This is a genomic window from Dysgonomonas sp. GY75, from assembly GCF_015234155.1.
GTDB classification, from domain to species: domain Bacteria; phylum Bacteroidota; class Bacteroidia; order Bacteroidales; family Dysgonomonadaceae; genus Dysgonomonas; species Dysgonomonas gadei.
On sequence record NZ_JADCLQ010000068.1, the window covers coordinates 15,162 to 26,749 of the forward strand.

Consider the following 11,588-nt stretch of genomic DNA (forward strand, 5'->3'; position numbering starts at 1 on the left):
ATGAAAAATATTTGTTTCTACTTCCAGATACATCAGCCGCACCGCCTGAAAAGGTACAGGTTTTTCAATATCGGAGGCGACCACTATTATTATGACGATTTCGCCAATGAGGATTTCATTCAACGGGTAGCGGAAGTTTCCTTTGTTCCGGCCAACAGATTGATGCTGGAAATGATAAAGGAATATAATGGTAAGTTTAAGGCTGCATTCTCAATTTCGGGCGTGGCATTAGACCAAATGGAGATATATGCACCGGAAGTAATCGACGGATTCAAAGAACTGGCCGATACCGGATGTGTCGAATTCTTATCCGAAACACAAGGACATTCACTGGCTTCCCTTATCGACCCCGAAGGGTTTAAAAAGCAAGTAAAAGAACACGACGATAAAATTGAAAGCCTGTTCGGGCAACGTCCAAGAATATTCCGTAATACGGAACTGATTTACTCGGACGACATTGCTGAACTTGTCTACGATATGGGGTTCGCAGGGATGATAACTCCCGGTGCAAAAAGGACATTGGGTTGGAAAAGCCCTAACTATGTATATAAATCGGCAGTGCAACCGAAACTGAAACTGTTGATGCGTAATCCTCGATTCAGTGACGATATCGCGACCCGCTTCTCTAACTACAATTGGAGTGAATACCCGCTTACCGCCGATAAATTTATCAACTGGATTGCCGCCACTCCTAAGGAAGAGCAGATAGTTAACCTGTTTATGAATTACGAGGCACTGGGTAATTTCCAGAAGAAAAGCTCGGGTATATTCGATTTTATGAGAGCATTACCTCGATTTGCAGCAGAAAAGAATATCGGATTTGCCACCCCTTCCGAAGTGCTTAATATGCTGAAACCCGTAGACAGCATCTCGTCTATGCACCCGATATCATGGGTAGGTGAAGAAAGGGATATATCGGCATGGTTGGGTAATACATTGCAACAGGAAGCTTTTCATAAGCTATACGAAGTAGCTGAACGTGTGGGTATGAGTCAATCCAGAAGGTTGCTACAAGACTGGAATTATCTACAATCGAGTGACCACTTCTACTATATGGGAACAAAACATGACCTTCCGTTCAGCCCTTATGGCTCTCCATACGAAGCATTTAACACCTATATGAATGTACTGAGTGACTTCAAGGAAAGAGTCGATGCTGAATTCCCTAGCTCGATCGAAAACGAAGAATTGAACGCCCTGCTGACAACTATTCACAATCAGGCAGATGAAATAGACAGGCTGGAAGATAAAATAAAGAAACTGGAAGCAAAGAAAAAAGTTTCAGCACCCGAAGCTACAGATAAACCTCCTCTAAAACATGCACCTGCGAAAAAAGAAGCGAAAGTAAAAACTACTGTTGCAGACGTCAAAGCAGAGGATAAGGCTGAACAGGCAACCAACGTGAATACTGAACCTGATAAAGCTATGCCTATAGCTAAAAAAACGGCAGAAAAACCAGCAGTAAAGGCAAAATCGGAAGCTAAGCCAAAAGCCGCAGAAAAGAAACCTGCACCTGCGACTAAAGTGAAAACGAAAAAATAAATAAATAATATTTCATACCCTTGCAACTTTTGGAAACCAGAATGCATCTTTATAAATAGGAACGTATTAGTCACAGTAACAAACTATTCCAGCTATGAAAACAAAGATGCATTCTGTTTATTCAATGGTACGCTTTTCTGTACTATCTCTAGCCGACGAATTTTCAGGCACAACAGTCAATTCAGAAGAAAAAGGTTGGATGAAAAGGGTTGTTTCAGGGTTAAAGCCTGAAGAACATATAGTAAAGAATAATATAATAATAGCGAAAATTCCAAAGATCGACGCTTTATAAATAGATCCAGAAACGGGATAAGGTATGTTTGCCCACTCTGCCTACATCATATAGTCTTATCTTTTACATTTCCTGCACCGCCAGATAATTGTAATCACTTACCACTTTACGAAGAAATACCCTGTCGGGGCCATTATAAGTATATCCTGTAATGGACTTTATACGTTCGGCCAACCGTTGGTTGAAGTAATCACTGTCGCGCATGCGCTGATCTTCTATTATAGAACTGATAGTCTGAATATCCTTATCGGATAGTCTATCCAGAACGTCTATATAAGTCACTTTATAATCTTCATGGAAATCGAGATCAGTAATAGATAATTCTCTGTTACGGTTATTCAATTTCAGGTCTATCACAGTAGTTCCGGCCAAGAGGTCGCCCAAACGTTGCGATTTTTTAGTCACAGCTACCATGATTACCGCCAGAAAACCTTCTGTCATGGAAAAGTCTATCAAACGAAAAAGCCACCTTATGAGGAAAGAACTCGAAGTAGGAGCTGTACCATCAACATTGACAACCCTTATTTTCATGACCATTTTACCGGGGCTCTGTCCGTTATTTAACGTTTCGAAAAGTAAATCGTAAAATATTACAGGAAAAAAGATAATGATAACAATAAAAACGGCAAAAATATCCCCGTTGAAAGCCTGATTTATACCAAAAGAAGCCACCGTTCCCAAAATCCAAAACCAACCGATGACCCACACAACAATAGCAATAAGATCGAGTAGATAAGCCAGTATACGCTGTCCTACGCCAGCAGTTTCATAATCTATAGTTACATTTTGTGTTGTTTGAACTTCAATAATCATCTCGATAAATAAAATAAAGTGTCAAGCTGTTGGTACCAGTATCTATTTTGTGTTCTATTTATAACAGCCAGAAACCATAACACCAGATACCCTCTATCATTTATAATTGACAAATTTAATTTTTTTGTATGATTATTACGGTATTTCTTTCTTTCTTTTTAGGCAAAGACTTATATTTGCGATAATAATTCAAAATACGAACTACAAACTAATGAGAGAAGCCGCCTTTGTTAAGGAAAACAGGAATAAGTGGCAGCAGATAGACAGTCAGACCAAAAATAAAGATATTCCGGCTGAAACACTTGCTGACAACTTCATAGAACTTACAGACGACCTCTCGTATGCACGTACTTTCTATCCCAAATCGCAGACGGTAAGATATCTCAATCAGCTTGCAGGTCGCTACTTTATTAATATATACCAATACCGCAAAAAAGAGAACGGCCGTTTCCTTCGTTTTTGGAAAACCGAATTGCCGCTTATCATGTACAGGTACAGAAAGAATATGCTCTATGCGTTCTTGTTCATGTTCGCAGGTGTACTGCTAGGAATCTTCTCCCTGCAACAGGAATCTAACTTTGCAAGCGTAGTACTCGGGCAGGGATACGTGAACATGACTCTCGAAAACATAGAAAACGGTGATCCGATGGCCGTATATAAAGATGATGCTAAAGGGTGGATGTTTTTTGGCATAGGAACCAATAATATCAGAGTAGCATTCTATGCTTTCATTTTCGGCATACTTTGTTCGGTGGGTACAGTTTACATAATGTTTTCTAATGGAGTAATGCTGGGTGTTTTTCAGTACTTCTTCTACCAATACGGGTTACTTGGCGAATCAGCGTCTATCATATGGTTGCATGGCACGTTGGAAATATCGGCTATTATTATCGCCGGAGGCGCAGGTATGGTTTTGGGAAACAGTATCCTGTTCCCCGGCACCTACAAACGGATAGATGCCGTGCAGAAAGCAGTAAAAGATGCAGTAAAAATAGTTGTAGGTTTAGTTCCTGTCTTTGTAGTAGCTGCCTTTATAGAAAGCTATATTACCCGCTTGACAGATATGCCTGTATATCTTAAACTGACAATAATATGCCTGTCGGCTTTATTTATTATATGGTATTTTATTTATTATCCTTACCTCGTAAACAAAAAAGTGAATGGAGACACATGAAAAAATCAGATTGAACGGAAACCGCGATTTTAGCGGCAATTTCGATATGGCAATAAAATTTATTAAGCAGAATTTTGGGCCTATTGCCAGAGGGCTGGTCTATCTGATACCAGTATTGCTAATAGCGGTATTTATGCTTCCGAACCTGTTCAAAATATATTATGCGATGGGAGCCGGTAGTTATAATACGAGAGCGATGGATATGCTCTTCGATGAATATTCTTTCCTCTCTGTCGTTGGCGGAATAATAGCCTATATATTATTACTAGTTACTATGTTCCTCATGGGACTATTTACCATAACCTATATAGCATACTATGTAAAGTCGGAAGACGGGGTGGTCAACAACGCAGAAGTATGGAGACAGGTAGCCAAAACAGCACTGCCTGCTTTCGGCGCTTCAATTCTTTTTGGGCTGGCGTTCTTGATAGGTTTCGTTCTGTGCATTATACCATGTATTATTGTTATGGTTTATCTGGGATTTTATCTATATGCATATATCAACGAAGAACTAGGTATTATGGATAGTTTCCAACGAAGCATCGAATTAGTAAGGAATAATTTCTGGATAACATTAGGTTATGGCTTGGTGTTTGTCATTATACTCTCTTTAATTAGTTCTGTATTTGCCATACCCTATTATATAGGGTTGATAGCAAGTACGTTTCAGGTCCAATTTTTTGCCAACGATTTCTTCTTCATCTTATCCATGATGATTCTCTTTGTGGGATCTATATTCTCATATATAATCATGTATACAGCTATGGGTGTGATGTATTACAGCCATCGCAACAAGATAGAAGGCAACGATCTGGAATTTGAGATAGACAGTATAGGAAACCAGAACGATACACCTCCAAGCATCCCATATTAATCCGGTCTCTGTGTTGAATAATAAGATAGATATAACATTTATAAAGAGTATATTATTTATATTCTTCGTATGCCTTTTCTCATATCTTCCGGCGCAGACCGACACTATACAAGCCTTTACAGCATCACCTCCTGCACAGGAAGCTGTAGATTTCAGAATCCCCGATGAAGCTAAAATAAAAGAATACCAGAACGATAATCGCTTCCAGTACAAAAGAATAGAAAAAGCTCCATCATGGTGGGATAAAGTTAAAAATTGGTTTTTCAACCTCTTTGCCGATATATTCTCAGCTGTAGCAAGATCTGGCTTTCCGGGAGTTATAGTCCTGATAGCGCTGATTGTTATCATATGCCTGATTATATTGAAGCTTGCCGGCGTGGATTTCAGAACAGTGTTTGGGAAGAAAAAGATGGATACGCCCGAAATCGACATTTATACTGAGAATGTACACAACATGGATTTCGATTCGCTGATAGCGAATGCGTTGAAAAATAAAGATTACCGTCTTGTTATACGCTTCCTATATCTGAAAAATCTGAAACTTCTGACAGATAAGGAAATTATAGAGTGGAAACCAAATAAGACCAACTACAGTTACCAGTATGAGATAGAAAATCAGACTGTACGTTCCCTCTTTATCGAAACGACACTCATTTTCGACTATATATGGTACGGCGAATTTATCCCTGACGAAACGAACTTTCCTGTAATATATAACCGGATGGAGTCTTTCTCTAAAACGATAGCCAATGAAAGATAAGAAGATGATAACACTTATTGTGGTGATTGTCCTCTTACTATTCGGACTCTCATTCGCAAGGTCTAAGGCTCCGAAGCCTGTAGATTGGTCTCCTACTTTCATTAATTCTAAAACAGGACCTTACGGCACATATATTACATACCAGTTACTAAGTGATATCTTCGATAAAAAGAATATACGTGTCACCCGTATGCCAGTTTATAACAATCTGAATAAAAATGTGGGAGAATACCTTACTTATGATGATTCATACTCATACGAAGACAATGATTATTCTGACACATACGAGGAATCAACAGTCTCGGATTATCCGGACTATGAGACCGACTCCACAACAGGTCATATAGAAGAGCAAGTGGGAATCAACAGTACACCCGAGTTAGAATATGACCCCACTTCATGGTATGCCGATCTGGATAATATATCTGACACCACTTCATATATATTCATAAATACAAGTTTTACGCTTGATAAACTTGACATGGAGTATATGCTGGACTTTGTAGGATTGGGTAATAATGTCTTTATTTCTGCCGAAACAATAGACAGAAAGCTAATGGATACATTGAAAATAAAGACGGATGCTAAATATTTCCAGACAGATACAGTCTACAACCTTACCGATCACTCCGCAAAAAAATACAGTTTCGGCAGTATTCAGGGACAGGTAAAATTCAATACAGATAGCTGTAAACTCTCTGTCAGACCTTTGGCCTTTAACAATAAGAAAGATACCGTATTCATCGATGTTAAGTATGGCAAAGGCCATATTTATCTGCATTCCGTGCCTTCAGCTTTTGCAAATGTGAACATGCTTCAAACCGGAAAGTACGATTTTGGGTTCCGGTGTTTATCGTACCTGCCCAAAAACAGCAAGATAATCTGGGACGAATACCAGAAGCAGGGTTCACTGGGTGAAGGAAGCGATTTTAAGGTAATGTTAAATAATCCGCCTTTACGTGTGGCATTGTATGTTATCCTTATCGGATTTCTGCTGTTCATGTTATTCCGGTCGAAGCGCATCCAACGAGCTATTCCAATTATTAAGCCCCCGGTAAATTCATCCTTAGAGTTTTTGGGTACAATAAGTAATCTATATTACCGAAAGAAGGATTTCAATACAATATTGGCGAAGCGGCATGCATATTTTCTCGATTACATCAGGAAACACTATTACATGCCAACCGAAAATATCGATAACGAATTTGTAAATGTATTAAGCGCGAAATCGGGAATGAATAAAGAGAAACTTAGTGAATTATTCCATATCTATAAGGATCTATCCACTTTAGCCTTTATTGAAACGCAGCCCTTCCTGAGATACAATAACTTGTTGGAAGAGTTTTACAGAACCGTAAAAAACAAATAAACAGAAATATATGTCAGATTTAGAATTCCAGTCGAGAATAGATTTCTCCGAATTGAGCCAAAGCGTTCAAAGCATAAAAAACGAAATCGGACGGGTTGTTGTCGGCCAGCATCAGCTGATAGAACAAATGATTGTAGCTATTCTGGCTAACGGCCATGTGCTGGTAGAAGGCGTGCCCGGTGTTGCAAAAACATTATCGGCAAAGCTTTTAGCCAAGACAATCGATGTAGGATTCAGCCGTATCCAGTTCACTCCCGACCTGATGCCGTCAGATGTATTGGGCACGAGTATTTTCATGCCGGGAGCCGCTAAGTTCGAATTCAAGAAAGGGCCTATATTCTCCAATATAGTCCTGATAGACGAGATTAACCGTTCTCCTGCCAAGACTCAGGCCGCTTTGTTCGAAGTGATGGAAGAACGTCAGGTTACAAATGACGGTACCACATATAAGATGGATTATCCGTTCCTCGTAATAGCCACACAAAACCCTATCGAACAAGAAGGTACTTATCGTCTGCCGGAAGCACAGCTAGACCGTTTCCTCTTCAAGATAGTAGTGGATTATCCTAATATCGTCGATGAAATCGCTATTCTAGACCGCCAGAACAAAGGTGAACTAACTATAGATGTAGGTATAAACGCCGTACTGGATGCCGGGAAACTCAACCGCTTGCGTCAGTCAGTGGAAAAAGTATTGGTTGAACATCATTTACTCGAATACATCGCACAAATAGTGTCTGCCACCCGTCAGAGTCCATGGATAACATTAGGTGCTTCGCCTCGTGCTTCCCTGGCCATACTGAATGCGTCAAAAGCATTGGCTGCGATCAGAGGCCGTGATTTTATTACGCCTGACGATATAAAAGAAATGGCAGTGCCTGTGCTTCGTCACAGAGTATTATTAACACCCGAAAAAGAAATGGACGGTACATCTACCGATACAATCATATGGCAATTGATAGACAAAGCGGAGGTTCCCCGGTAATACGGTTTATTAAGAGTCTCTATCTTACAAACCTGCTCTTTATTACACTGGCATTATGTGTGATAGGACTTTTCGCATGCTTTATTTTCGATGAATATTTCTACCTGATGCAGCTCGTATTGGGTGTATTCTGCGTATTCATCCTGCTGGATATATTCACCGTCTTTCGTCAAAAGAAAGGAATAATAGGTTCGCGTAATTGTCCCGACAGGCTATCAAATGGTGACCAAAATACAATATCTTTCTCTATTACAAACAGATATCCGTTCAAAGTCAGGATAAAAATAGTAGAGGAAGTACCTTTCCAATTTCAGAAAAGAGATCTGATATTCAGAACTTCCCTGGGAGTAGACAAAGCAGAGGTCTTTTATTACGACTTACGCCCTACCCGGCGGGGAGTATATCAATTTGGCGCTCTGAATGTTTATGTGTCAGGTTTGTTCGGCTTCGTCAGCAGACGTTATATCTTCGACAACCATAAGGATGTGGCGGTATATCCTTCGTTTATCGAGATGCATAAATATGAATTGCTGGCTGCATCGCACCGCCTTACCGATTACGGGGTGAAAAGGATCAGGCGGATAGGACATGCTACGGAGTTCGACCATATAAAACATTATACACTCGGAGACGACCCCCGCACAATCAACTATAAAGCTACAGCCCGTATGAACCAACTCATGGTGAATACATATCAGGAAGAGAAGTCTCAGCCTGTATATTGCCTTATAGATAAAGGGCGTACAATGAAAATGCCGTTTAATGGGCTTACATTGCTCGATTATGCTATCAATTCGACCTTAATGGTATGCAGTACAGCACTTAACAAAGGCGATAAAGCAGGGCTGATAACATTCTCGAAAGGAATAGACGAAATACTGCCTGCCGATAAGCATCGCCGTCAACGAAACAAGATACTGGAAACACTGTACGCACAGCAAACCGACTTCAAGGAAGCCGACTATGAACGCCTGTATGTCACCGTACGCCGTAAACTGACACAGCGAAGCCTGATAATCCTATATACCAACTTCGAAACAGTAAACAGCATGCGCCGCCAATTGAAATACCTGAGCAGTATGGCCAAAGATCACCTGGTACTGGTTGCTTTCTTCCTCAACTCGGAGTTTAACGAAGTTTTGGATACCTCACCTTCCAATCTGGAAGAAACTTTCCGCAAAGGGATGGCTGAAAAACTGTCGTATGACAAACTGCTTATTGTAAAAGAACTGAACAGGTACGGGATTTATACAATATTGTCAAAGCCCGAGAATCTGACAATCGACTCCATCAATAAATATCTGGAGTTCAAATCGAGAGGCCTGATATGAGTAGTAAGTATTGAGTAATAAGTCGTAAGTCATTACCCAATACTTAGTACCTACTACTTCTACTCCTGCAATTCTCCGCCCTGAGACGCAATCGCATCCACCACAGCAATAGTGGTAAGATTTATAATATCCCGTACAGAACTTTCAATATCGGTGAAATGTACAGGTTTGCGCAGTCCCATCTGGATAGGCCCGATACTTTCGCCGGCAATACCGAGTTCCATAAGCAGCTTACTGGATATATTCGCAGAGCTCAGATTCGGGAATATCAATGTATTTACATCCTTACCTCTTAGTGCATTGAAAGGGAAAGTCCTGTCCCTTAGCTCCTTGTTCATTGCAAAGTTCAGTTGCATTTCGCCGTCAATCTTGAATTCAGGATAATTCTCATGGAAGTACCGTACAGCATTTGCAATACTCTTAGGGCTACCATTATCATCAGCACCATAATTTGAGAATGACAACATGGCCATTACCGGCTCTGTAGCAAAATATTTTACAGCGTCGTGAGTCAGTTTCACTATTTCGATCAGAGTATCCTCTTCCGGCCAGCGATTAATCAATGTATCGGCCAGAAAATAAGGGCCTCTCTTTGTTTGTACAATATGCATTGCTCCAAAGTGCTTATAATTCGGCCGCAATCCGATAACTTCCAGAGCAGTACGGGCAAATTCACGATAATGGCTGTAAATTCCTGTTATCACAGCATCGGCGTCACCTGTTTCCACCATCATCATACCAAAGTAGTTACGGTCGCTCATTTTCTCGAAGGCTTCCTGATAACGGATACCTTCTCTCGACTTCTTTTCACTTAATATCTTTGCATAACGGCTACGCCTCACATCTTCCGATATATTACGATGATCTATAATCTGTATTCCATTCAGTTCAAGTCCGTTTTCACCGGCAATATTCCTGATACGATCTTCACTTCCCAACAGGATAGGATGGCACAAACCATCTTTATGTGCGAAAATTGCAGCCTTTATCATATTGATATGGTTACCCTCGCAATATACAACCCGTTTAGGATCACTCTTAGCCAAATGAGTAAGACGGTGTATAAGCTTATTGCTGTAACCCAGCATCTCCGATAGCTTATTCGCATATGTATCCCAGTCGGTAATCTGTTTACGTGCAACACCGCTTTCGATAGCCGCTTTGGCTACTGCAACAGAAACGGTAGTCAGCAAACGCGGATCAAGGGGCTTAGGTATAATGTATTCTTTGCCGAAAGACAGACGCTTCAACTCATAGGCTGTATTAATAACATCCGGAACAGGTTCCTTTGCCAGATCGGCAATAGCACGTGCCGCTGCTAGTTTCATTTCTTCATTGATACCTGTAGCCCTCACATCGAGCGCGCCACGGAATATATAAGGAAATCCCAGCACATTATTTACCTGATTAGGATAATCGGAACGGCCTGTTGCAAAAACGATATCCCCACGGGAAGCCATTGCTTCTTCGTATGAAATCTCAGGATTGGGATTCGCCAGAGCAAATACAATCGGATCGGAACCCATTTTGCGAATCATCTCCTTTGTCAGCACATCAGCTTTAGATAAACCTAAAAACACATCGGCACCTTCTAAGGCTTCAGTCAGCGTTGTTATATCTCTATCGGTCGCAAAACATTTCTTTATATCACTCAGATCATTACGTCTTGTAGTAAGTACCCCCTTACTATCGCACATAATTATATTTTCCTTCCTTACTCCGAATTTCATATAGAGGTTGGTACAGGCAACTGCCGAAGCTCCTGCTCCGTTCACAACCAGCTTTATTTTCGAAATGTCCTTATTTGTTACATCCAGTGCATTCAGCAACGCCGCCGCCGATATAATAGCCGTGCCATGCTGATCGTCATGCATTACCGGAATATCGAGCTCTTCGCGCAGGCGTCGCTCTATCTCGAAGCATTCCGGAGCTTTTATGTCTTCCAGATTGATTCCTCCGAATGTAGGGGAAATTGCTTTTACTGTCTGTATAAATTTTTCCGGATCTTTTTCATCCACCTCAATATCAAAGACATCGATTCCTCCATATATCTTAAATAGCAATCCCTTACCTTCCATTACCGGCTTGCCCGCCAGAGCACCGATATCTCCCAATCCCAGAACGGCCGTACCATTAGATATAACAGCTACGAGATTCCCTTTAGCTGTGTAATCATAAGCTGTCTGAGGATATTTTTCTATCTCCAGACATGGCTCGGCTACACCGGGCGAATATGCCAAAGCTAAATCGGTTTGAGTACTGTGGGGTTTTGAGGGAATAACTTCAATTTTTCCCGGTCTGCCTGATGAGTGATACTTTAAAGCAGCTTCTCTTGTAACTTTAGGCATAATCTTAAGATTTTTATAAGTTTTACTAATTATATCAACTAGCATGATTTAGAAACAAAGTTACAAAAAAGGAATCTGATACAGGCAGATTTTAGGTTAA

General features: G+C 40.6%; 10 protein-coding genes. 8 read left to right on the top strand and 2 right to left on the bottom strand.

Annotation, left to right across the window (positions count from 1 at the left end; translation table 11 throughout):
* Together IR083_RS24140 and IR083_RS24145 are read left to right on the top strand one after the other, a co-directional pair.
* Nucleotides 1–1,542 (top strand): polysaccharide deacetylase family protein, encoded by a 1,542-nt coding sequence (locus IR083_RS24140; RefSeq protein ID WP_194226220.1) that lies wholly within the window; start codon nucleotides 1–3, stop codon nucleotides 1,540–1,542.
* 94 nt (nucleotides 1,543–1,636) lie between these two features.
* Nucleotides 1,637–1,834: a hypothetical protein gene (locus tag IR083_RS24145; protein WP_006800385.1), complete on the top strand. Its 198-nt coding sequence runs from the start codon at nucleotides 1,637–1,639 to the stop codon at nucleotides 1,832–1,834.
* Nucleotides 1,835–1,897: 63 nt separating this feature from the next.
* Here the strand turns inward: IR083_RS24145 and IR083_RS24150 are convergent, their stop codons facing one another.
* The gene (locus IR083_RS24150) at nucleotides 1,898–2,647 is read right to left on the bottom strand and encodes an RDD family protein (RefSeq protein WP_194226221.1); all 750 of its coding nucleotides are present in this window, start codon (nucleotides 2,645–2,647) and stop codon (nucleotides 1,898–1,900) included.
* Nucleotides 2,648–2,858: 211 nt separating this feature from the next.
* Here IR083_RS24150 and IR083_RS24155 point away from each other — a divergent pair, with 211 nt between their 5' ends.
* From IR083_RS24155 to IR083_RS24180, 6 genes are read left to right on the top strand one after another with little or no spacing between them, the layout of a single operon-like run.
* Nucleotides 2,859–3,821 carry a stage II sporulation protein M gene (locus IR083_RS24155; protein WP_006800387.1) on the top strand — a complete coding sequence of 321 codons (963 nt, stop codon included), beginning with the start codon at nucleotides 2,859–2,861 and terminating at the stop codon, nucleotides 3,819–3,821.
* Nucleotides 3,808–4,695: a hypothetical protein gene (locus IR083_RS24160; protein WP_006800388.1), complete on the top strand. Its 888-nt coding sequence runs from the start codon at nucleotides 3,808–3,810 to the stop codon at nucleotides 4,693–4,695. Before IR083_RS24155 ends, IR083_RS24160 begins: the two co-directional genes overlap by 14 nt.
* 10 nt (nucleotides 4,696–4,705) lie before the next feature.
* Entirely contained in the window at nucleotides 4,706–5,455 is a 750-nt protein-coding gene (locus tag IR083_RS24165; protein WP_317174795.1) for a hypothetical protein, read from the top strand.
* Nucleotides 5,445–6,824 carry a DUF4350 domain-containing protein gene (locus tag IR083_RS24170; protein ID WP_194226222.1) on the top strand — a complete coding sequence of 460 codons (1,380 nt, stop codon included), beginning with the start codon at nucleotides 5,445–5,447 and terminating at the stop codon, nucleotides 6,822–6,824. The genes IR083_RS24165 and IR083_RS24170 overlap by 11 nt, the downstream gene beginning before the upstream one ends.
* Before the next feature lie 10 nt (nucleotides 6,825–6,834).
* Nucleotides 6,835–7,809 carry an AAA family ATPase gene (locus IR083_RS24175; RefSeq protein WP_194226223.1) on the top strand — a complete coding sequence of 325 codons (975 nt, stop codon included), beginning with the start codon at nucleotides 6,835–6,837 and terminating at the stop codon, nucleotides 7,807–7,809.
* Nucleotides 7,773–9,140: a DUF58 domain-containing protein gene (locus IR083_RS24180; protein ID WP_006800392.1), complete on the top strand. Its 1,368-nt coding sequence runs from the start codon at nucleotides 7,773–7,775 to the stop codon at nucleotides 9,138–9,140. The genes IR083_RS24175 and IR083_RS24180 overlap by 37 nt, the downstream gene beginning before the upstream one ends.
* 59 nt (nucleotides 9,141–9,199) lie before the next feature.
* Here the strand turns inward: IR083_RS24180 and IR083_RS24185 are convergent, their stop codons facing one another.
* Nucleotides 9,200–11,488 (bottom strand): NADP-dependent malic enzyme, encoded by a 2,289-nt coding sequence (locus IR083_RS24185; protein ID WP_194226224.1) that lies wholly within the window; start codon nucleotides 11,486–11,488, stop codon nucleotides 9,200–9,202.
* Nucleotides 11,489–11,588: the final 100 nt, after the last annotated feature.